Raw genomic sequence first — 21,186 nt, forward strand, 5'->3', positions numbered from 1 at the left:
TTTTCTGAGCTACTACTCGGCCTTTGAGGGAGTCGACATGACACAACCGCCCGGGAATTACCCGCCTCCGCCCCCCGCAGGCGGCGGCGGCCTGCCTCCGCAGCAGCCGATGGGCCCGCAGCCGAGCAACAACCTGGTGCTCGGCATCCTGACGACGATCTTCTGCTGTCTGCCGTTCGGTGTCGTGTCGATCGTCAAAGCCGCTCAGGTCAATGGTCTCTGGGCGCAAGGGCGCTATGCGGAGGCGCAGGCATCCGCGGCGGCCGCGAAGAAGTGGGCGATCTGGAGCGTCGTCGCCTGGGTGATCTTCGTGATCATCTACGGCATCCTCATCGCCGTCGGCGCTCTCAGCATGGACTTCGATACCTCGACGTCGTACTGATCTCCTTGCCGGCCGGGCGATCCGCTCCTGCCCGCCTCGGCGGCCCACTGCTCGTGGGCGCCGCGGCGGCAGGCGCGTGTGCCATCGTGTGGGTCGCAGATCCCACGACCCCGGGCGGACTCCTGCCCACGTGTCCGACGAAATCCCTTCTCGGCATTGACTGTCCGGGATGCGGGACGCTGCGCACCATCTACTCGCTGCTCGGTGGCGACGTCATGTCCGCACTGCGCTTCAATGCCCTCGCCGTGGTGGCCCTCGGTTTCCTCCTCGTGGCGTACGCCACGTGGACCTACGGTCGCATCGTGAACCGCAGAATCGTCTCCTGGCAACACCACCGGTGGGCCGCCGCGGTGACTCTCGGCGCCGTCGTGGTGTGGTTCGTGTTGCGAATCGTGCCCTTCGAGCCGTTTGTCGCACTGCGGGTGTGACCGTAATCCTGTGCGAGCGCCAGGTGCATCAGCTTTCGTCTGGGATCTGGCGGTGGGTCTGGGTGCGCGCAGGTGCGTCGGGGTCATCGTCCTGGTGATCGAGCTTCTCCTGGAGGTCTCGCTGCTCTTCGGTCGCCTCGGTGGCGTCTTTCGGGTTGGCGGGTGGGTGATCGTTCTGCTCCACGGCGAAAGCCTCCAAGCGTCATCGGTGGTTGGACGTGAATTGAGTTCTCCGATCGGGGCTTCGTGAAACACAATTACCCGCGTGACCGGATCACCGTTGTTCTGCGGCACCGACCTGGCGGGCCGCATCGAGGCCGCCGAAGCCGCACTGATCGTCGCCGCGACCGAGGCGGCGCTGACGCGCGGAGCCTGGGGCACCGCGCTGCCGATCGCCGGCGGCTTCGCCTGCGCCGCAGAAGCAGGCTCCCCGATGAACAAAGTCGTCGGCCTCGGGTTCGGGGGTGACATCGACCCCGCGGTTCTGGACACCGTGGAGCGGACCCTCGCGGAACTGGGCGTCCCCGTGCAGGTGGAGCTCTCGAACCTGGCCGACCCGGCAGTCGCGGAGCTTTTGACCCGGCGCGGCTATCGACTGGTCGGATTCGAGAACGTCCTCGGGCAGGCGTTGCCTTCCGCGGCCGCCTCAGCGACGGGCCCCGGGGTCGAGATCCGGCGAGCAGGCCCGGCGGACATCGACACGTGGATCGACGCCGTCGTCGAAGGTTTCACTCATCCCGACGAGGTCGGTGTGGTCAGTCACGAGGAGTTCCCGCGAGAGGTCATCGCCAAGGCGGAGCGCGACTTCGAGAAGGCCGGCGCCGTCGCGTACCTCGCTTACTGTGACGGCGCCGTTGCGGGCGGCGCCGGCATGAGGATCACCGACGGAGTCGCTCAACTCACCGGCGCGGCGACGGTGCCAAAGGCCCGGCGGCGAGGCGTGCAGTCCGCGCTCCTGGCGACGCGCCTCGGCGACGCGGTGTCAGCCGGCTGCGACCTCGCCGTCGTCACCACTGCGCCGGGCTCGACATCGCAGAAGAACGTCCAGCGCCGAGGCTTTCAGCTGCTCTACACCCGCGCGGTTCTGGTCAAGGAACCCGTTTAGTCTCGCGTGGGCGCTTCGAGGTCCCGAGCCGCGGATGCGGAGAACAGCCACACCGTCAGCCAGACGCTCCCGATCACGATCACCAGCGAACCAGGCACGTGGATCCCCAGTGTGGGCCCCTCCCCGAGACTCGCCTGGACGAACGAGAACGCGAGGATCACGAAGGCAACGACCGCGCTCCACCAGCCGCGCCTGCGACCGTAGGCAAGTCCTGCCAGTGCGACCGTGAGCCCGCCGGTGACGACGTGCAGCACGATCGCCGCGGTCCCGTGGACGTCCTTGAGCTCGCCGGCCTGGACGAGCGCACCGGCCGTGCCGAAGAGCGCCACGATGACGGCGATCGTGGCGAGCGCGAAGAAGCGGGCTGTGAGCAAGAACGGGCGTGACGACCTCTGCTGGTCTCCCGACGGCATATCGGTCCTCTCTCGGTTCGCGTCGCGATCGCCGAACACCTCGGGTCTGAATCGAGACGACGTCGCAGGCTCGACTATGACAGTACCCACGGTCTGCGGACTGAGATCGGCCAAAACCGTTGATGCAGGGCCGATCTGAGTGAACGCGGCCACCGGTGGCATCGATCCCCGCGTCCGGTGGCGAGAAATCCGGCAACGAGGACGTAGCACGAACGTTGCGGGTCGGAAATGCCGAGGGGGAATTCACTGCGGTAGTCGTCTCCCGTCGAAAGGTGTTGCCATGACAGACCCCGCCCGGCTCGCAGCGGAAACCCTCTGGACGGGTCTCGGCAGAAGAGACTTCATCCGGGCGGTCGCCGCAATGGGCGCAGGCGCAGGCGTCGTGGGCACCGTGTCCGCCTGCCAGTCCGGAACGACCGGTCCGCCGTCGGAGGCGCCGTCGTCGGCCTCCTCCAGCTTCACCATCCTGCAACCTGGTCAGGGCGATCCGGTCGGCGACCACTACCTGCAGTCCACGCCTGACGCCGTGCTGTGGGGTTACGTGCCGACCGTCCACGCGGCGCCGGCCCTGCAGATCGGTTCCGGACAGACGGTGACCATCGATGCCGTCAGCCACGAAGGCATTCTGGAGGACCAGGGGCGCAATCCGGTCGAGTACTTCGGTTCGCACGGTGTGGCCGAGAACGAGGTGCTCCAGGACGCGATCGACATCGCGGCCGGTTACCGGCGGACGCCGAGGAACTTCGACAAGGATGGCCCCCACGTCGTCACCGGACCGGTGTTCGTCGAGGGCGCTCAGCCCGGCGACGTGCTGAAAATCGAAATATTGCAAGCGATTCCGCGGGTGCCCTATGGCGTGGTCTCCAGTAGGCACGGCAAGGGGGCGCTGGCCCGCACGCCGGACGGCGGCTCCCCCGCCGGCATCAGCCTCGCCGAGGTGATGCCGCCCGTCGGCACCGACCGGCGCCCCGATCCCGACCCGGCGCGATACGGCAATGTCTCGACGTTCACCGCCGTCGAAGACGGCCACGGTGTGATGACCTATGGCGCCGCCGCGGTGCGATTTCCGCTGCGGCCCTTCATGGGCATGATGGGAGTGGCGTATTCCCAGGACACCGATCCGACGGCGGCCACCGCCAACTCCATCCCTCCGACGGTCGGTGGGGGGAACATCGACATCCGGTTGTTGGGGGAGGGGGCCACCTTCTATCTGCCGGTGTTCGCCGAGGGGGCGCTGTTCTACGTGGGCGATCCGCACATGGCCATGGGCGACGGTGAGGTCGCGCTGACCGCCATGGAGGGATCCCTCCGTGGCTCCTACCGGCTTTCGGTGTGCAAACCCGGCTCCGGGGATGCACCCTCGGTGGCCTACCGCTATCCGTTCGCCGAAACCGCCGACGCCTGGGTGCCCATCGGTCTGTCCGACCCGGACGGCTCCGTCGGCGGTCAGGGCAGCGACTTGGACATCGCGATGCGCCGTGCGGTCGTCAACGCCCTCGACTTCCTCGAAACCGATCGTGGCATGGACAGGGCGACCGCTTACGCGTATTTGTCTGCTGCAGCGGACTTTTCGGTGTCACAAGTCGTCGACCGCACGGTCGGGGTTCACGGTCAGGTGTACAAATCGCACTTTCCGCAGACCTGACCGGGAAGGGCTTCGATGACGTCGAGGTCCGAGACCGGCGCGATGGCGACGCGTGTGACGACGGCACCATCGGTGGCGACGTCGACGATGCCGATCGGGTGCCCGCCTGGCGCGATCACGTACACCGCACGCCCGTTGACGCGCATCGGGGTGCGCGCGCGGATCCGGGTGGCGAAGCGCTGTGTCTCGTCGGCGACGTCCGCGGCCCCAGACACGGTGAGCGCCGTCCCCGCCGGAACCAGCGAGGCATCCACTGTCCGCACGCATCCAGGTGCCATCAGCGTGAGCATGCGGGCCATGTCGCCACCGGCCGCCGCTTCGAGGAACGCAGCGACGATCTCGTCGTGGCCGGTGTCCGCCGCCGCCCCTGCCGACTGCGCCGCCGGCGGTGAGACCCGCGAGCGTGCCCTGCTCGCATGCTTTTTCGCGCTGGACGGTGTGGTGTCGAGGATCTCGGCGATGCGGCCGAAAGGCACCGCGAAGAGGTCGTGGAGTACGTAGGCCACGCGTTGGTGAGGCGTCAGCGACGACAGCAGCACCATCAGGGCGCGGGACACGTCTTCGCGCCGAAGAAATGCCTCATCGGTGGCGAGGTCCTGGTCGCGATACGGCGCCGGTCCCTCGATGAGCGCCTCGCGCCTGCTGCGCTCCCGTAGCTGGTCGATACACACCCTCGTCACCACGGTCGTCAACCAAGCGGGCACATTCTCGACCGGAACATCGGGGGAGGCCTGCATCCGCAGCCACACCGTCTGCACCGCGTCCTCGGCGTCGGCAACCGAACCCAGGATCCGGTGCGCGATGGACATCAGCCTGGGACGGTCGGCAAGAAAGCCGTCACTCACGGAGATCTGGGCCACCAGCGGTCACCTTTCCGGTCTGCGGGACGTCAGAGGGGTGAGGGAACTGAGAACCGCTGACACAGGAGGCGACGTGACGAGCATACCGATGGGACGGGGGCTGTGAGCGGCCCCGTGACAACGGCGCTGGCAGCTGTGACCGCCGCGTGCGCTGTCGCCAACGCCGCGATCGCCGTCGCAGATCTGGCCCGGGCACCGTTCGTGCTGACGAATTCCGCAGAGGTCGGGGTCGCACCGCGGTGGATTCCGTACCTGGCTTCGTTGAAGATGGCCGGAGCGGTCGGGCTCCTCGTCGGGCTGGCCGCCGCGCCGTGGTTGGGTCTGGCGGCCGCGGGAGGTCTGACCATGTTCTTCATCGGCGCCGTGATCGTGCACATCCGGACGAGAGTCCTGCACAACATCGCGTTCCCCGCGATGTTCCTGCTGCTCGCGGTAGGGGCACTCACGTACTTCGCGAGCGCCGTGAACTGACTCGACGTCAGGGTGTCCCGTTCTCGACGGTGCGAGCCAGACTCGCCAGGGACTCGTCGAGGAACTCCCGACCGAACGGTGGCAGCCCGCCGAGCTGGTCGCGGACGGCCTGGAGGGTGGCGCTCCAGTCGTAGGTGAGCGTCACATCGGTGCCGGCCGCGGTGGGAGCGAGGTCGTAACGCCACCACCACCCAGGCGCGCTGTGACGGCCGCCGGCATCGACGTTGCCCGGAAGCCACCCGATGCTGCGGTCCTGTTCGAACACGGTGACCAGGTTGTGCATGACGTATTCGCCGCCGAGGTGTTCCAGGAACATGTTCACGACGAAGACCTGGCCGGCCTCGGTGAGCGGATCGGTCGTCACTGCATCCCGCACCCAGTCCGTCGGCTCGGTGTCCTGATGCCGCGAAGGGTCGGCCAACACGGCGAAGATGTCTGCTGCAGGGGCGGCCACCGTGCGGGTGGCGACGTAGCGTTCTTCGGCGGTCATGAGGGTCTCCTCTGCTCATCGCGCAACGTTGCACGCCCAGTCTGTCCGACGGGGATCATTGGTTGGCCGCCTGGGACTCGTCAAGCATGTCAGGAGCCACGACGGCAGAGTTTGGGATAGCCGAACTTTCCTGGTTGAGTTCCCAAAATTATTGCGCGAGACCATGTTTGGACGTGGGCGAGTTGCCAGTCGCGCGCCGCCGTGTGTAAGCTGGCGGCATCGAAGGGGAGTAGCCCCCAATCGGCAATCGACATACTGGTTCCGTTGGAACCCGGTTGTCCGAACCGGCCATCGGGCGGTGGGCGAGACCTTCGGCCGCACAGACCATTTGGGCTGCCGGCCGGAGGCGTGTCCACATTCTCCGAACGGCAGTCACCGAGACCGAGGAGTTCTGGTGCTCGCCGCGTTGCTGTTGAGCTTTGCCGTCATATTCGTGGCGGAACTGGGGGACAAGACCCAGCTCGTCGCGATGATGTTCGCATTGAGGTACCGCTGGTGGGTGGTGCTGTCGGCGATCACCGTCGCCACCACCGCCGTGCACGTGTTGTCGGTCGCCATCGGCCACTACCTCGGTGCAGCACTGCCGACACATCTGCTCGGCATCATCGCAGGGGCGATGTTCATCTTCTTCGGCCTGTGGACGCTGCGGGGCGACAGCCTGTCCGACGAGGAGGCCTCGCGCGCCCAAAAGGCGACCGCTCCCGCGTTCTTCGTCGTGACATCAGCCTTCGTCCTCGCCGAACTCGGCGACAAGACCATGCTCGCGACGGTCACCCTGGCCTCTGACAACAACTGGCTGGGTGTGTGGGTCGGCTCGACGCTCGGCATGGTGGCCGCCGACGCGCTGGCCATCGTCGTCGGCGCAGTGCTCGGCAAGCGTCTGCCCGAGCGGATCATCCAGATCGGCGCGGCAGCACTGTTCCTGCTCTTCGGCGCCTACATGCTGCTGGAGAACCTCATTCCGAACCTGCCGTTCGCCCTCCTCGGCGCCATCTCGCTGGCCATCGTGCTGGCGTTCGGGGCGATCGTGCGAACACTGCCCGACCGGCTGCGCCCAGCGGTCCTGCGGTCCGAGCCGTCGCCTCCGGTCACCGCCGACGTGGATGCCGAGGAGCCCGGCGCGGAGATCGGCGCATCTCGGCGTCCCTCTGGATAGGGACGACGTCTCCGTCAGATCGCCACGACGGAGCGAATGGCGATCTGTTCGGTCTCGCAGTGTCGACAGGTCAGCGGGCGGACTTTGAGCCGCAGATTGGCGATTCGCAACGCGCGCTGGCACATCGGGTACGGGCACCCGCACGACAACGTGACCCACCATTGCGCCGGATGGGCCAGCGGGCCGCAGAACTTGCGGCAGGTGCACTGGATTTCGGGCTCGAAGTCCAGCTCCGCCAGCGACGGCTCGTACAAGGTGGTCACGGCCCCCAAGGCTAAAGTCGAAGTCGAGACTTTCGCGGTAGGCGCGCGCGGACACGCAGAACCTGTTGCCTCGCAGCCTCGATCGAATGCCCCGCGTCAGCGTTTCCCGCTGACGTGCGCGCCCGCATCGCCGGGCAGCCGCAGCGTCTCGATGAGCGTCAGCGCGAGCAGCGCGCCGAGCGCCGAGAACGTCCACGCGTACGACGTCAGCACCGTGAGAAGCAGTGCGGCGACGGCGATGCCGATCCCGGACGCCAGCTCCTGCACCGTCGCATTCAAGGTGTTGGCGTGGGTCAGCTCGTCGCCGTCGACGTCGGCGAAGGCGAGACTGTTGTAGGCCGTGAATCCGATCGACCGCAGTGCACCGCTGACGTACAGCACCGCCGCGATCACCGCGACAGGGGTGCCGGGCTGCAGGGCGGCCAGAACTCCGAACCATCCCACCGACACGATCGCGTTGACCAGCAGCACCCGTTTGATGCCGAAGCGTCGCATCAACGGGGTCGTGATCGGTTTGATCGTCAGGTTGCCGATGAACAGGGCTGCCACCATCAGCCCGGCGGCGAAGGCCGACCATCCGAATTCGAGCTGGAACAGCAACGGCAGCAGGAACGGCACCGCCGTGATCACCAGACGGTAGAGGGAGCCGCCCGACACCGTGATCCGCAACGTGCGCACCCGCAGTACCGACAGGCGCACCAGAGGTGAGGGGGTGCGCCGCAGATGCAGTAGTGCGCCGATCAGCAGGCCGAGTGCGGCGCAGCCGCCGATCCCGACGAGCATCCAGTCGGTGCCGCTGACCCGGATGTGCTCGAGCGCGATCAGTGCGGTGACGATACCGGTGCCCAGCAGCAGCAGCCCGCGCCAGTCGAATGGCTTGACCTGCGCGGCGGGGCCTCCGCGAATCAGCTTGTGAGCGAACAGCAATCCGAGGATGCCGACCGGGATGTTGACAAAGAAGATCCACCGCCACGATCCGTATGTGGCGATCGCCCCGCCCAGGACCGGGGCGACGACCGGTGCGGTGAGGGCCGGCCAGGTGAGCAGCGCGATGGCCCGCACCAGGTCGGTTTTCGCGCTGTATCGCAGCACCGCCAATCGACCGACCGGGACCATCATCGCGCCACCGACACCCTGCAGCACGCGCATGGACACGAGCATCGACAGTGATCCGCTCAGTGCGCATCCCACCGACGCCACCGTGAAGACCGCGATCGCCGCGAGAAACACCGGCCGGATCCCGAATCTGTCGGCGATCCATCCGCTCGCCGGGATGAGCACCGCGACGGTGAGCAGGTAGGCGGAGATGGCGACGTTGACGTCGACGGCCGCGACTCCCAAGTCCTGCGCGATCGCGGGGATCGCCGGGGCGATGATCGTGGCGTCGAGGATCTCCATGAACAGCGCCCCCGCCACCAGCAGCGCCATCCCCCGCGGGAAGGAGGACTGAGGCGGCGTCGACACGGGATCCAAACCTAGACGGCCGCAGAGCCCGGCGGCCGTCCGGTTCAGCTGGGTTCGAACAGGTCCGTCAGTTCGAGCAATTCAGCGAGACGGCCACCTTCTGCTTGGGCACGACGGTGAAGACATTGAAGTCGTCGTCGTCATTGAGGTTGAAGGGCAGTGGCGCACCCGGGAGGTTACGCACCCCGATCACGGTGCATTCCTCCAGCGGGGCGTTCCCGACGCGGCTGATCTTCACGTCGTACCCCTGCGCGCGGAGTGAGTTGATGGTCGACGACGCGGTGTCTGCGTGCGCGGGCGCGGCGAAGGCGAGCACGGCACCGAGAGCAGCGAGCGGAACGCCGGCTGCGATGAACTGCTTCATGGTGTGACTCCTAGGTCTGGTGCGTCACCTGCGTGATCGCAACTGTATGAGTGACACCATCGTCGCGAGCAGGGAATGGCCGCGCTTGGAGCTTGTGTGGAGATTTCCGGGAGAAGTCGGGAGAAATGAGGCCGGGTCAGGGGGACCCGCCCTGGCGGGGTCAGCCCGTGAGGACGCCGTTGTACACGGGACAGTAAGCGCCTACCGCGGCCACCATCAGCCGGGTCGCCTGCTCGTGATCGACGCCCTCGCCGAGCAGCGAGTTGATGATGTCGGCGCGGATCCGCGCCGGCTCGACATTGTTGGCGGTCCCCTCGGCCACCACGTCGCACACGTTGTTGCCGGCTTCGGTCGCCTCGTCCGGGGATCCGAACTCCAGCCCCAACTCGCTCACCACCGCGAGAAACTGGGCGTCGGCGTCCGTGCCCTGCGCAAGGGGTGCTGTGGCGAGGACCGCGACCGCTGCGGCGCCGACCGCGAGAATCGTCGGACGGGCGATGTGGGCGCGCATGGAGCCTCCTGTCGGATGTCTGTGCGGATGGTAGCGGTGGTGGAGCGCACATCCCGGGATTTGCGCCGTGGGTGCGCCGGGGACGCTGGACACCCCGTGAAGTGCATATGGGCGGTCCGTCCGGCTGCAAAGCGAATTCGCCGAATGCTGCGCACCCAGCCCGGTCGAACGGGGCGATGTGATCGCCCGGCCGGAGGCTTCGATAGCCTGTATCCGGTTGTCACGCATCAGACACCGGGTTCAGACTGCAGCCTCAGCGATCAGCCGCGACCGGGAGTACCCGGACGCGCCTAGAGAGACGAGGCCGGCCACGTGCAGCAATTCACCGAACACCAGCTTGATGGTGTCGTGATCGTGTCAGCGGTCGGGGCAGTCGACATGTTGACTGCGCCGAAGCTGCAGGAGGCCATCGACGCGGTGGTGGAGCGCAAGCCCGCCGGCCTCATCGTCGATCTCACTGATGTCGATTTTCTCGGTTCGGCCGGCATGCAGGTCCTCGTCCTGACGCAGAAGCGGGTCGACGGGCAATCCAGGTTCGCCGTTGTCGCCGACGGTCCGGCCACCAGCCGGCCACTCAAGGTCACGGGACTGACCGACTACGTGGATCTCTTCTCGACGCTCGACGCCGCTGTGGCCGACTTGCGAGACGACTGACCATCTCCTGATCCTGTGACCCGCAGGTTTGGCAAATTTGTGCCCGGGGAACAGACGCTTCGCCAAAGCTGTCACCCGCGAAGAAGGAGCGTCTGGTGAGCGACAACAACTCAGGTCCCGAAGAAGCCGTCAAAGGCACCGTCGAAGGCGTCAAGGGCAAAGCCAAAGAGGTGATCGGCGTGGTCACCGGCCGCGATGACCTCCAGCGCGAAGGCGAGGCCCAGCAGGACAAGGCCGATGCCCAGCGCGAAGCCGCGAAGAAGGAAGCTGAGGCGGAATCCGCGCGCGCTGCGGCCAAGGCCAACGAAGAGCGTCAAAAAGCCGAGCAGTAAAACCCGTTTGGCAGGGTAAGTTCTCCTGCAATGGCTCTTACGTCCATCCGCAGCAGGTCAGCTGACAGTCGGCACTTCTCGATAGCGTCGACGTCGCTGGAGGTTGCGTGCCGCACCGAAGGCCGTGGCTCGAACAAGCGAGCCACGGTCTCGGTGTGTGGCGAGGTGGACGCCGCCAACGCCAAGCATTTCGCCCATACCGTCCGCGAGGCCGCAGGCGGGGCGGGGGCGTTGGTCCTCGATCTCACCGAAGTCCATTTCATGGCTTTCGACGGCGCTTCGGCGCTGTACGCGATCAGTGCGCATCTGGCCCGCGAGGACGTGACGTGGTGTGTCGTGCCGAGTCCGTCGGTGTCGCGCGTGGTGAAGCTCTGCGACCCTGAGGGTCTGATTCCTTTGGAAGAGATCGCGAGCGTTCGCGGTTCCAAGCCGGCCTGACGCGGCGCTGATCTTTGACCTCTCCCGCGTCCCAGCGAACTGCGGAGCCCGGTGAAGCCGCAGTCCGCGAGTGGGCGGCACGGATGGCGAACCAGAAGGGAGCCCGTTTCACATGTTTGCTGCCATGTCGGTTTGTGATCTGCACCTCAGTCTGATCGCAAAGGCTAAGAATTTTGCGTGGAGCGGTGTTTGTCACATAGTCGTAGGCCGCTCGCCATATCGCCGCTAACCCCTGTTCAAGGCCTGTTTGCAGATTGCCGAACCAAGGTCACGAATTTATAACTAGGAATTGTCTAAGTAAGTTCTGAGAGCCTTGGGTGGTTATTCGCCGTCATGACTTTCCGGCGGCTCTGACCTTGATTTCTCGTCGCTACACTCGATTCAGATCGCGCCCCACCGGGCGCCATACACGGAATCTAGGGCCGGGTAGAAGTCATACCGGCGGAGGTACCAGGCAAATGGCAAACTTTTTGATGCCCAAGGGGCATGTGATGCACAACCCAACAGGTGATGCTGGCGTGTCCGATGCGCCGCTGGTGAACAGTGCGCACGGCGATGTCGTGCTTGAGCGCCATATCACCGTGTCACGCGGGCCGATCGGCGACCTGGCGACTGGCGGGAGCGCCGTCGTGATGGCCAACTCCGGTGACGACAGCGTCTCGGTACTCGACCCGGTGACGCTGTCTGTCAGGGCCACGATCGGCCTCGAGGGCGAGCCCCTCGCCATCGCTGTTGCCGACGACCGCGCCTACGTGGCCGTCGCGGCTCACAGCTACGACGCGGTGGCCGCGATCGACCTTGACACCAACACCGTCATCAAGACCTACCCCGTGGCATCCGGCGTGACCACGCTTGCCGCCGGCCCCGACGGCAAGCGCGTCTATGTCGGCCGTTCCGCGCAGGACCGGGTCGACATCGCGGTCATCGACGTCACCGCCGAGCGGGTGGGCACCATCGAGGTGGGCCGCGCGCCTACCGCCAACATCGATGCACTGCGGGTCGACCCCAATGGCAAGCGGCTCTACCTGGCGGTCACCGATCTGAGCGGCAGCCGGTTGATCGTCGTGGATGCCGAGACGTCGCTCGTGGGCCGCGTCCTGCCGGTCGGCTCGCCGATCCGCGACATCGCGTACGCCGGGGACGCGATCTACGTGCTGACCTCCGATCGGGCCGTCGGCGGGGCCGTTCACGTCGTCGACCTCGCCACCATGCGGGTGACCGACACGGCGGATCTCGGTGGAGCACCGACCCAGATGGTGATGAGCGCCGACCAGTCGCGCGCCTACATCGTCGACTACGACCGCGTCGCAGTGCTGTGCACCCTCAGCCTCGACATCGTCGATTCTCTGAAGGTCGACGCGCGTCCTTCGTGCGTGACCCAGGGTGGCGATGGTTCGCGGCTCTACATCGCCGACTACGCCGGTGGTCTCAGCGTGTTCTCGGTCGAGTCGTCGATCGCGATGCTCTACTCGCAGTTCCTCGCGACCAATCCGATCGCACTGACGCCGCCGCGGATTCAGCGCCAGCCCGTCACCGTCTGATCTCGGTCAGACTTCGGTCGACGGCCCTGCGTGCGTCAGCGCCACTGATAGCGGGTCTTCGGCCGCCCGGCTTTACCGTAGTCGGTATGACGGCGCACGGTGCCTTCGTCGGCGAGCCGCTCCAGGTAGCGCCACGCCGTCACACGTGACACTCCGACCTGCTTGGCGACTTCGTCTGCGGTGATTCCGTCCGGGTTGTCCGTGAAATCGCGTACGGCGCGGGCGATCTCGTTGTTCGTCGCGGGAGCCGCTCCCTTCGGAGCCGCGGAGCGGTCGGACCCGATGCGGAGCTCGGCGAGTGCCCGGTCGACCTCGGCCTGGCTGGCAGCGTCGATGCCGGCAGGCAACGCCTGGCGGTAGCGTTGATAGCGCTCCAGCCGTTCCCGGAAGGCGGCGAATGTGAACGGCTTCAACAGGTAGGCCAGCGCCCCGTGGCTGACGGCGGCACGCACCATCTCCAGATCCCGCTCCGAGGTGATCGCGATGATGTCCGGCGCGGGACGCAACCCCGACAGCGCCGACGCGAGTGCGATGCCGCTCGCGTCCGGCAATCCGATGTCGAGCAGTACGAGGTCCACGGGGTCGTCGCCGGCTGAGGACTCGGACACCACTCGCATCGCATCACGTGCGGTATGCACGACACCCGCCACCGAAAAGCCTTGCAAGCGCCGCAGGTACGCCTCGTGCGCCTCGGCGATCAACGGCTCGTCCTCGACGATCAGCACCGTGATCACGGCTTGGCCACCGTGACGGTCACGATCGAACCGTAGGTGACATCCGCGGTGAGCTCGCCGTTGTGGCGTTTGACGACCTGCGCCACGAGCGCCAGGCCCAGCCCGTGTTCCCCCGCCTCGGTACCGGACTTCGTGGAATATCCCCGTTGCATCGCCTTCTCGAAAGTGGTGGCGTCCATGCCTTCTCCGCTGTCCGCCACACGGATGGTGAGCTGCCCGTCGTGCTGGTCGATCGTCACCTCCACCCATGGATCGTCGAGGTCGCACGCATCCATGGCATTGTCGATGAGATTGCCCACGACAGTGACGAGTTCCTGCCCGGACAACAACACTTCGTCGGAGTCGGCGGGCAATTCGGTCTCCTCTGTGACCGTCAGTTCGATGCCGCGCTCGTCGGCCTGCGCCGTCTTGCCCAGCAGCAACGCCACGAGAGCAGGCTCTCGCACCGCAGCCGACAGCCGGTCCACAAGGTGCTGTGAGAGTTCGAGTTCCGCGGTGGCGAACGCGACAGCCTCGGTTGCGCGGCCCATTTCGACCATCGTCACGATGGTGTGCAGCTTGTTGGCCGCTTCATGGGCCTGTGCGCGCAGCGAATCCGTCAGCACCTTCAAGGAATTGAGTTCTCCCAGTGCGCCCTGCAATTCGGTGCGGTCGCGGATGGTCACCACCTCGGAGCCGGCGGTGCCGTTCTCCACCCGCGATCTGTTGACGACGAGGACGCGGTCTTCGGTCACGTGGATCTCATCACGCGCACCGGGATTGAATGTACGCAGAAATTCCGGCAGTTCGGACAGGTCCACGCTGCCCGACGGCAACGACAGCAGGCGGCGGGCCTCGTCGTTGACGAGTGCGACGCCGTCTTTGGTCAGCACGATCAAGCCTTCCGACACCGAATGCAGGATCGCGTCGTGGTGGTCGTACATCACCCGCAGCTCTTCAGGGCGCAGGCCGCGCGTCTGCCGTAGCAGCCGGCGCCGAATGCCCCACACGCCGATCAGCGAAACCGCAAGCGCGCCAAGGCCGACGGCGGCGATGACCGGCCATTGCGCGCGCCACCGATCGGCGAGGCTCTCTTGAAGGATCCCGGCCGCGACCAACCCGACCACGCGTCCGTCCGCGTCGAGCACCGGCGCAACCGCGCGGATCGACGGGCCGAGTGTTCCCGTGTAGACCTCGGTGAACGACTCCCCCCGCAGCGCGGGTTCGATGGTGCCAAGGTAATCGCCACCGATCTGGGTGGGGTCGGTGTGGGTGAAGCGGGTGCGGTCGGGCGCCATGATCGTGATGAAGGCGATGTCGGTGTTGCGGCGCACGAGTTCGGTGACGGGCTGCAGGATCTCGGTGGCCCGGCCCTCCTCGATCGCCTCTGCGGTGGACGGCGAATCGGCCAGCGACGTGGCGATGCCCAGCACCTGCTCCTCGGCTGCCGCGTCGGCATCCTGGCGGGCGTCGAGCAGCGCCAGCGCGCTTCCGCCCAGCACGATCAGGGCGATGACGAGGATCTGCAGCGCGATCGCCTGAGTGGCCAGGGAATAGGGCCGGCGCATCAGACGGGCGGATCCTCAACGGCCTCGACGTGAACAACCGCGACCAGGGACATGTTCGTGAACATACCGAACTAAATGAACTAAAGCGTGACGTGGCTCACGTCCTCGCCGAGCATCCTTTCAGACCCGAAATCTGAGCTGTGTCCAAAGGAGAACTGCGATGACGACCACGATGGATCGACCGGCATCCGAGCCGGCGCCCGAAGAGCCCAAGAAGAAAAAGCACGACCGCACCCACTGGTTGTTCATCGCCGTCATCGTCTCGGTGATCGCAGGCATCGGCGTCGGAATCTTCGCCCCCGAGGTCGGCAAGTCCGTCGGCGTCCTCGGAACGATGTTCGTCGCGCTGATCAAGATGATGATCGCGCCCGTGATCTTCTGCACGATCGTGCTCGGCATCGGATCGGTTCGCAAGGCCGCCACGATCGGCAAGGTGGGCGGCCTGGCGTTCGTCTACTTCTTGGCGATGTCGACATTCGCCCTCGGCATCGGCCTGGTGGTCGGCAACCTTCTGCACCCGGGCAGTGGCCTCCGCCTGACCGACAGCGCCGCCGGCAAGGGTGCCGAGCTGGCCGAGAAGGCCCACGAATCCGGCGGCTTGTTGGATTTCGTGCAGGGCATCATCCCGACCTCGCTGTTGTCCTCGCTCACCGAGGGCAGTGTGCTGCAGGCGCTGTTCGTCGCCCTGCTCGTCGGGTTTGCGCTGCAGAGCCTCGGTTCGGCCGGTGAGCCGATCCTGCGGGGTATCGAGCACCTGCAGAAGCTCGTGTTCAAGGTCCTCGTCATGATTCTGTGGCTGGCGCCGATCGGCGCGTTCGGCGCCATCGCCAACGTGGTCGGCCAGACGGGCTGGGCCGCGGTCGGGCAGCTCGCCGCACTGATGCTCGGCTTCTACCTCACCTGCGTGATCTTCGTGTTCGGCATCCTCGGCTCGCTGCTGCGGATGGTCGCGGGCGTGTCCATCTTCAAGCTGGTGCGCTACCTGGCGCGGGAGTACCTGCTGATCGTGTCGACCTCGTCCTCGGAATCCGCACTGCCGCGCCTGATCGCCAAGATGGAGCACCTCGGCGTCGACCGTTCGACCGTCGGCGTGGTCGTCCCGACCGGCTATTCGTTCAACCTGGACGGCACCGCGATCTACCTGACGATGGCTTCGCTGTTCATCGCCAGTGCACTGGGGGACCCGCTGTCGGTGGCCGAGCAGATCGGACTGCTGGTCTTCATGATCGTCGCCTCCAAGGGCGCCGCCGGCGTCACCGGTGCCGGACTGGCCACGCTTGCCGGCGGCCTGCAGGCCCACCGTCCCGACTTGCTCGACGGCGTCGGCCTCATCGTCGGCATCGACCGGTTCATGTCCGAGGCGCGGGCGCTGACCAACTTCTCGGGTAACGCGGTGGCGACCCTGCTGGTCGGATCGTGGACGCACACGATCGACAAGGAGAAGGTGAACACCGTTCTGGCTGGTAAAGATCCCTTCGACGAGCTGACGATGCTCGACTCGGATCATGGCTCACGTGCCGAAGAGCCGGCGCAGGCGAGGACCCCTGCGGCGGTGTAGGGCACGAGTAGGAAAGGCCCGGTCGGCCCTGCGCCGACCGGGCCTTTTCGTGCGTTCCGACCGCTCGGCGGGCGAACTCAGCCCGTGCAGTCCAGCGTCACCGAAATCGACTGGCGGACGACCACATCGACGGTGTCCACATCGATGCCGTGCTTGTTCCTGTCGACGACGGTCACCGGCTGCGTCACCTGTTGCGGGTTGCGCACCTCGGTGACGACACACTGCTCGATCGGTGCGTTGCCGATCCGGTCGACGTTCACGGTGTAGCCCGCCAGCTCCAGCTGTTCGATGACCGCCCACGGGTTCTGGTCCTCGGCGGCCGCCTGGCCCGCCGGGCCCAGCGCCGCACCGAGCGCCACGATCCCCACTGTCCACGCCCCACGCATGGCCGCACCTCCTGGTGATGCCCGACCCCTGGTTACATCGCCCGCACCAGGTCACACGTTTCGGCGACGGGATCGGTTCACCCCGAGGCGCTAGCGATCCGCACGCTGATAGGCGGTCACCACCGCTGCCCCGCCCAGCCCGATGTTGTGCTGCAGCGCCGCGGTGACGCCGTCCACCTGCCGCTTGTCTGCGGTGCCCCGCAGCTGCCATGTCAGCTCGCTGCACTGCGCGAGGCCCGTCGCGCCCAGCGGGTGACCCTTCGAGATCAGCCCGCCCGACGGGTTCACGACCCACCGACCGCCGTAGGTGGTGTCGCCCGCGTCGATCAACGACGGCGCCTCACCCTCGCCGCACAGCCCGAGGGCTTCATACAGCAGCAATTCGTTGGCCGAGAAGCAGTCGTGCAATTCGATCACCTGGAAGTCCTGCGGGCCCAGCCCCGACTGGTCGTACACCTGTTGTGCGGCTTTGACATTCATGTCGTAACCGATGATGTTGGCGGCGCTGCCGTCGAACGTGGACGCGAAGTCGGTGGTCATCGACTGGCCGACGATCTCGACCGCCTGCTCTGCGAGACCCCGCTTGGCCACGTAGTCCTCGCTGGCGAGGACCACCGCCGCAGACCCGTCCGAGGTCGGCGAGCACTGCAGTTTGGTCAGCGGATCGGAGATCATCTTCGCGGCCAGGATGTCGTCGAGGGTGTACTCGTCCTGGAACTGCGCGAACGGGTTGTTGACCGAATGCTTGTGGTTCTTGTAGCCGATCTTCGCGAAGTGCTCGGCGGTGGTGCCGTACTTCTTCATGTGTTCACGGCCCGCGGCGCCGAACATCCACGGCGCCACCGGGAACTGCATCTGGTCGATGTCGTTGAGCGCCAAGATGTGTCGCTTCATCGGGGACTCGCGGTCGTCCGCGCCGCCGCCGAGTGAACCCGGCTGCATCTTCTCGAATCCCAGCGCGAGGACGCAGTCGGCCAGGCCGCCGCGGATCGCTTGCGCGCCGAGGTACAGCGCCGTCGAACCGGTGGAACAGTTGTTGTTCACGTTGACCACCGGGATGCCCGTCATGCCGAGCTCGTAGAGCGCCCGCTGGCCCGACGTCGAGTCGCCTGAGCAGTAGCCGACATACCCCTGCTGGATCTCGGAGTACTCGATGCCGGCATCGGCGAGCGCGTTGGTGCCCGATTCCCGCGCCATGTCCGGGTAGTCCCAGCCCTCCCGGCGGCCCGGCTTCTCGAACTTGGTCATACCCACGCCGATGACAAACACGCGCTTCATGCTGGATCCCTTCGCTACGTTGCGGTCCTGCAGACGGTAGCGCGGGCTATCCGAACTCCAACCACCAGTTGTGCAGATCCTCGAGGCTGGGTCCCTGGGCGTCGGCCAGCAGCAAGCTCTCGTCCTTGGTCCACACCACGTCGGGGTTGTCGTTGTATGTGCCGCATGCGATCTGGCCCGCGACCTGGTCGGGCGTCTCGGTGTAATGCCATGTGGTCGGCGATTCGATGCCGCTGCCCGGGCACTGCAGCAGTTCGGAGTTCACCCCGATCGCCTCCTGGAACGCGGCATCGAGTGCAGGCTTGTCCGTGAACAGCGAGTACCTGGTGAAGGCAGGTCCGGTGGGATTGCTGTTCTGTTCGCAGTCGACCGTGGCCACCGCGGACGCGGCGGGCGGGCTGACCGGCTGGCAGTTCGAATCGTCGTGGCCGGGGGCGAGCAGAGCCATCAGTTGCTGGTCGTAGGACTCCGTCGGGGGTGGGGTCGTCGTCGACGTGCGTGTACGACGAGTGGGCTCCCGCGACGGCGTGGTCGGCGCTTCCGAGGAACTGGTCGAGGACGCCACCGACGACGAGTCGTCACCGCGGACGATCAGCCAGATGCCGAGCGCGGCGAGGACGAGGACGATGACCGCCCCACCCGCGAGCAGCGCGATCATGGGGCCTCTGGAACCGCCGGGGCCACCGCCCGACGGCGGCGGGGACGTCCAGCCGGGGGGCGGCCCGGGCGGAGGAGGCGGTCCCTGATAGCCCCCGGCGTAGGACGGGGCGGCGGGCGGCGGTGGTGGTGGCGGGGTGGCCCCGCCGTAGTTCGGTATCCCACCCGGCGGGGGCGGGGGAGGCAGCGGGGCCATCATCGTCGCGGCCTGACTGCGTTGCAGGATCGCCGCGGCCTGGTCCTGCTCGGCATGGGTCAGCGCGTCGGTGGCGGCCTTGGCCATCTCGCCCGCCGAGGCGTAGCGATGGGCGGGTTCTTTGGCCATTCCGCGGGCCACGACCTCGTCGAGCGCAGGCGGAATGCCTTGGCGCAGTTGGCTGGGACGCGGCGCGGGCTGGTTGAGGTGCGCGGTGATGACGACGCTGACGCTGTCGCCCTGGAATGGCTGCGCCCCGGTCAGACACTCGTGGAGCACGCAGGTCAGCGCGTACACATCGGCACGGTGGGTGACCTCGCCCGCGGTGAAACGCTCGGGAGCCATGTAGGCGTACGTGCCCACCGCGGTGCCGAGTTCGGTGAGCGTCTCGTCGGTGGCGGCATTGGCGATGCCGAAGTCCACCAGGTAGGCGAAGTCCTCGCGGTTGATGAGGATGTTCTCGGGTTTCACGTCGCGGTGCATGATGCCCGCCTGATGCGCGGCGTCCAGCGCCGAGGCGATCTGTTTGACGATGGCCGTCGCCCGCGCGGGCGTCATCGCGCCCTGCTCCTTGAGCACCCTGCGCAGATCGGTGCCGTCGATCAGGCGCATGTCCACGAACAGCAGCCCGTCGACCTCGCCGTAGTCGTGGATCGGGACCACATGCGGTTCCTGCAACCGTCCCGCGGCATGGGCTTCCCGCTGCAGTCGCTTGCGGAACACCGGATCGTGGGAAGCCCCCTCCGGCAACAGCTTCAGGGCCACCACCCGGTCTTTCACCGTGTCGTGGGCCTCGTACACCTCACCCATGCCGCCCTTGCCGAGCAGGCGTTGCAGTCGGTACGGGCCGATCTGGGAGCCGACTCGGGAACCTTGCTGCGGATCGGTCATCAAGGCTCCTCGGGTTCGTTCGTCCGGCGAACACACCCTAATGCGGCATCTGTGCCCGGACAGCCTCAACCGGCGGGTTCGAAGGATTCGATCCCTCCGCGACGACATCTGGTGTAGACCTAAATAGAACGTGTTCTAGTTTCGGGGGCTCCTGGAAGGAGACGAAATGGCGCTGCGCGTCGTGCAGTGGGCAACCGGCGGAGTCGGCGTCGCCGCGATCAAGGGCGTCCTCGAACATCCGGATCTCGAACTGGTCGGCTGCTGGGTGCATTCCGAAGCCAAGAACGGCCGCGACGTCGGCGAGATCATCGGCATGGAGCCCCTCGGGATCACCGCGACCAACAGCGCCGACGAGATCCTGGCCCTCGATGCCGACGCGGTCGTCTACACCCCGCTGCTGCCGAATCCCGACGAGGTCACTTCGTTGCTGCGCTCGGGGAAGAATGTCGTCAGCCCCGTGGGCTGGTTCTACCCGTCCGAGAAGGAGGCCGCGCCGTTGAGGGCGGCCGCCGAGGAGGGCGGTGTCACCCTGCACGGCACCGGGATCGCGCCGGGCGGCATCAGCGAGAAGTTCCCGCTGCTGATGTCGACGATGTCGACCGGGGTGACGTTCGTGCGCGCCGAGGAGTTCTCCGACCTGCGCAGCTACGAGGCCCCCGACGTCGTGCGCTACGTGATGGGTTTCGGTGACACGCCCGACAAGGCGCTGTCCGGGCCGATGCAGAAACTTCTCGACGGTGGCTTCATCCAGTCGGTGAAGATGATCGTTGATGCGATGGGCTTCGCCGCCGAACCGCGGGTGCGCTCGACCCAGGAGATCGCGGTCGCCACCGCGCCCATCGATTCGCCGATCGGGACGATCGAACCCGGTCAGGTCGCCGCCCGGAAGTTCCACTGGGAGGCCCTCGTCGGCGACGACGTCGTCGTGGAGGTGACGGTCAACTGGCTGATGGGCGAGGAAAACCTGGACCCCGCTTGGGATTTCGGCCCGGCCGGGCAGCGCTACGAGATGGAGATCAAGGGCAACCCGGACTTCACCGTCACCGTGAAGGGCTTCCAGTCCGAAATCGGCGGGCAGGGACCGGAGTACGGCGTCGTCGCCACCGCGGCGCACTGCGTGAACTCGGTGCCCGCCGTGTGCGCGGCGCCTCCGGGAATCAGCACCTATCTCGACCTGCCGTTCATCAGTGCGAAAGCGGCACCCGGCCTGCGCTGAAGAACCGCCCACGCTCGCCGATTTGAGCTCTGCGTAGCCGCGGGTCAGAGTGTCCGGTAGACGAAAGGACTCTCAATGAAGAAGTCAAGCCGCGGCGGTGACCGGGGGTGAATCAGGTTGCCAGGTTCGGTTGTCACGGATGAGGGCGTAGAGAACGTTGGTGCGCCGTCGCGCCAGGCAGATGGTGGCGGGGATCGGCCGCTTTC

General features: G+C 66.6%; 25 protein-coding genes. 12 read left to right on the top strand and 13 right to left on the bottom strand.

All coding sequences use genetic code 11. The features are described from left to right. The first annotated feature begins 37 nt into the window (after nt 1–37). Both ACAG24_RS25420 and ACAG24_RS25425 read left to right on the top strand, forming a co-directional pair. Nucleotides 38–382, top strand: coding sequence for a CD225/dispanin family protein (locus tag ACAG24_RS25420; RefSeq protein ID WP_370475169.1), 345 nt, complete (start codon nt 38–40; stop codon nt 380–382). Nucleotides 383–387: 5 nt separating this feature from the next. Next, nucleotides 388–810: a DUF2752 domain-containing protein gene (locus ACAG24_RS25425; protein WP_370475170.1), complete on the top strand. Its 423-nt coding sequence runs from the start codon at nt 388–390 to the stop codon at nt 808–810. A gap of 28 nt (nt 811–838) precedes the next feature. Here the strand turns inward: ACAG24_RS25425 and ACAG24_RS25430 are convergent, their stop codons facing one another. Then, a complete protein-coding gene (locus ACAG24_RS25430; RefSeq protein ID WP_370475171.1) occupies nt 839–994 on the bottom strand; it encodes a hypothetical protein in 156 nt (51 codons plus the stop codon). 81 nt (nt 995–1,075) lie between these two features. Here ACAG24_RS25430 and ACAG24_RS25435 point away from each other — a divergent pair, with 81 nt between their 5' ends. After that, nucleotides 1,076–1,915 (top strand): GNAT family N-acetyltransferase, encoded by an 840-nt coding sequence (locus ACAG24_RS25435; protein ID WP_370475173.1) that lies wholly within the window; start codon nt 1,076–1,078, stop codon nt 1,913–1,915. Here the strand turns inward: ACAG24_RS25435 and ACAG24_RS25440 are convergent. Further along, nucleotides 1,912–2,328 carry a hypothetical protein gene (locus tag ACAG24_RS25440; protein WP_370475174.1) on the bottom strand — a complete coding sequence of 139 codons (417 nt, stop codon included), beginning with the start codon at nt 2,326–2,328 and terminating at the stop codon, nt 1,912–1,914. The two genes, ACAG24_RS25435 and ACAG24_RS25440, sit on opposite strands and share 4 nt — an antisense overlap. Before the next feature lie 280 nt (nt 2,329–2,608). On the opposite strand from ACAG24_RS25440, the gene ACAG24_RS25445 reads away from it, so the two are divergent. Continuing rightward, complete coding sequence (locus ACAG24_RS25445) at nt 2,609–3,973, top strand: acetamidase/formamidase family protein (protein ID WP_370475175.1); 1,365 nt, start codon at nt 2,609–2,611, stop codon at nt 3,971–3,973. Here the strand turns inward: ACAG24_RS25445 and ACAG24_RS25450 are convergent. After that, a complete protein-coding gene (locus tag ACAG24_RS25450) occupies nt 3,940–4,833 on the bottom strand; it encodes a sigma-70 family RNA polymerase sigma factor (protein ID WP_370475176.1) in 894 nt (297 codons plus the stop codon). The genes ACAG24_RS25445 and ACAG24_RS25450 overlap by 34 nt on opposite strands. Nucleotides 4,834–4,947: 114 nt before the next feature. Between ACAG24_RS25450 and ACAG24_RS25455 the strand changes: the two genes are divergently transcribed. Next, a complete protein-coding gene (locus ACAG24_RS25455) occupies nt 4,948–5,304 on the top strand; it encodes a DoxX family protein (protein ID WP_370475194.1) in 357 nt (118 codons plus the stop codon). Nucleotides 5,305–5,311: 7 nt separating this feature from the next. On the opposite strand, the gene ACAG24_RS25460 is transcribed toward ACAG24_RS25455, so the two are convergent. Then, a complete protein-coding gene (locus tag ACAG24_RS25460; RefSeq protein WP_370475177.1) occupies nt 5,312–5,794 on the bottom strand; it encodes an SRPBCC family protein in 483 nt (160 codons plus the stop codon). Between the two features lie 394 nt (nt 5,795–6,188). Between ACAG24_RS25460 and ACAG24_RS25465 the strand changes: the two genes are divergently transcribed. Further along, nucleotides 6,189–6,950 (top strand): TMEM165/GDT1 family protein, encoded by a 762-nt coding sequence (locus ACAG24_RS25465; protein ID WP_370475178.1) that lies wholly within the window; start codon nt 6,189–6,191, stop codon nt 6,948–6,950. A 14-nt stretch (nt 6,951–6,964) separates the two neighbouring features. Here ACAG24_RS25465 and ACAG24_RS25470 read toward each other — a convergent pair whose 3' ends face one another. The 4 genes from ACAG24_RS25470 to ACAG24_RS25485 all read right to left on the bottom strand — a co-directional run bounded on the left by ACAG24_RS25470 (nt 6,965) and on the right by ACAG24_RS25485 (nt 9,552). Further along, entirely contained in the window at nt 6,965–7,213 is a 249-nt protein-coding gene (locus ACAG24_RS25470; RefSeq protein ID WP_370475179.1) for a hypothetical protein, read from the bottom strand. A 96-nt stretch (nt 7,214–7,309) separates the two neighbouring features. Continuing rightward, the gene (locus ACAG24_RS25475; protein ID WP_370475195.1) at nt 7,310–8,641 is read right to left on the bottom strand and encodes an MFS transporter; all 1,332 of its coding nucleotides are present in this window, start codon (nt 8,639–8,641) and stop codon (nt 7,310–7,312) included. Nucleotides 8,642–8,744: 103 nt separating this feature from the next. Continuing rightward, on the bottom strand, nt 8,745–9,041 hold the full coding sequence (locus ACAG24_RS25480) for a hypothetical protein (RefSeq protein ID WP_370475180.1): 297 nt from the start codon (nt 9,039–9,041) through the stop codon (nt 8,745–8,747). A gap of 160 nt (nt 9,042–9,201) precedes the next feature. Continuing rightward, entirely contained in the window at nt 9,202–9,552 is a 351-nt protein-coding gene (locus tag ACAG24_RS25485; protein WP_370475181.1) for a DUF732 domain-containing protein, read from the bottom strand. Nucleotides 9,553–9,864: 312 nt separating this feature from the next. Here ACAG24_RS25485 and ACAG24_RS25490 point away from each other — a divergent pair, with 312 nt between their 5' ends. The 4 genes from ACAG24_RS25490 to ACAG24_RS25505 all read left to right on the top strand — a co-directional run bounded on the left by ACAG24_RS25490 (nt 9,865) and on the right by ACAG24_RS25505 (nt 12,517). Further along, on the top strand, nt 9,865–10,206 hold the full coding sequence (locus tag ACAG24_RS25490; protein WP_370475182.1) for an STAS domain-containing protein: 342 nt from the start codon (nt 9,865–9,867) through the stop codon (nt 10,204–10,206). A gap of 95 nt (nt 10,207–10,301) precedes the next feature. Beyond that, a complete protein-coding gene (mbp1, locus tag ACAG24_RS25495) occupies nt 10,302–10,538 on the top strand; it encodes a microaggregate-binding protein 1 (RefSeq protein WP_370475183.1) in 237 nt (78 codons plus the stop codon). A gap of 30 nt (nt 10,539–10,568) precedes the next feature. Continuing rightward, nucleotides 10,569–10,976 carry an STAS domain-containing protein gene (locus ACAG24_RS25500; RefSeq protein ID WP_370475184.1) on the top strand — a complete coding sequence of 136 codons (408 nt, stop codon included), beginning with the start codon at nt 10,569–10,571 and terminating at the stop codon, nt 10,974–10,976. Between the two features lie 458 nt (nt 10,977–11,434). Continuing rightward, nucleotides 11,435–12,517 (top strand): MmpL3/TtfA transport complex stabilizer, encoded by a 1,083-nt coding sequence (locus ACAG24_RS25505; RefSeq protein WP_508506434.1) that lies wholly within the window; start codon nt 11,435–11,437, stop codon nt 12,515–12,517. Between the two features lie 35 nt (nt 12,518–12,552). On the opposite strand, the gene ACAG24_RS25510 is transcribed toward ACAG24_RS25505, so the two are convergent. Next, nucleotides 12,553–13,251 (bottom strand): response regulator, encoded by a 699-nt coding sequence (locus ACAG24_RS25510; protein WP_370475186.1) that lies wholly within the window; start codon nt 13,249–13,251, stop codon nt 12,553–12,555. Then, nucleotides 13,248–14,798, bottom strand: a complete 1,551-nt coding sequence (locus tag ACAG24_RS25515; protein WP_370475187.1) for a sensor histidine kinase — start codon at nt 14,796–14,798, stop codon at nt 13,248–13,250. The genes ACAG24_RS25510 and ACAG24_RS25515 overlap by 4 nt, the downstream gene beginning before the upstream one ends. Nucleotides 14,799–14,958: 160 nt before the next feature. Between ACAG24_RS25515 and ACAG24_RS25520 the strand changes: the two genes are divergently transcribed. Continuing rightward, nucleotides 14,959–16,356 carry a cation:dicarboxylate symporter family transporter gene (locus ACAG24_RS25520; protein WP_370475188.1) on the top strand — a complete coding sequence of 466 codons (1,398 nt, stop codon included), beginning with the start codon at nt 14,959–14,961 and terminating at the stop codon, nt 16,354–16,356. A 77-nt stretch (nt 16,357–16,433) separates the two neighbouring features. Here ACAG24_RS25520 and ACAG24_RS25525 read toward each other — a convergent pair whose 3' ends face one another. From ACAG24_RS25525 to ACAG24_RS25535, 3 genes are all read right to left on the bottom strand, one after another. After that, nucleotides 16,434–16,742 carry a hypothetical protein gene (locus ACAG24_RS25525; RefSeq protein WP_370475189.1) on the bottom strand — a complete coding sequence of 103 codons (309 nt, stop codon included), beginning with the start codon at nt 16,740–16,742 and terminating at the stop codon, nt 16,434–16,436. A gap of 90 nt (nt 16,743–16,832) precedes the next feature. Further along, the gene (locus ACAG24_RS25530; RefSeq protein ID WP_370475190.1) at nt 16,833–18,020 is read right to left on the bottom strand and encodes a lipid-transfer protein; all 1,188 of its coding nucleotides are present in this window, start codon (nt 18,018–18,020) and stop codon (nt 16,833–16,835) included. Between the two features lie 46 nt (nt 18,021–18,066). Continuing rightward, nucleotides 18,067–19,764, bottom strand: a complete 1,698-nt coding sequence (locus ACAG24_RS25535; protein WP_370475191.1) for a serine/threonine-protein kinase — start codon at nt 19,762–19,764, stop codon at nt 18,067–18,069. A 166-nt stretch (nt 19,765–19,930) separates the two neighbouring features. Here ACAG24_RS25535 and ACAG24_RS25540 point away from each other — a divergent pair, with 166 nt between their 5' ends. Then, on the top strand, nt 19,931–20,980 hold the full coding sequence (locus ACAG24_RS25540) for an NAD(P)H-dependent amine dehydrogenase family protein (RefSeq protein ID WP_370475192.1): 1,050 nt from the start codon (nt 19,931–19,933) through the stop codon (nt 20,978–20,980). Nucleotides 20,981–21,186: the final 206 nt, after the last annotated feature.

Source organism: Mycobacterium bulgaricum, assembly GCF_041287165.2.
Classification (GTDB): Bacteria; Actinomycetota; Actinomycetes; order Mycobacteriales; family Mycobacteriaceae; genus Mycobacterium; species Mycobacterium bulgaricum.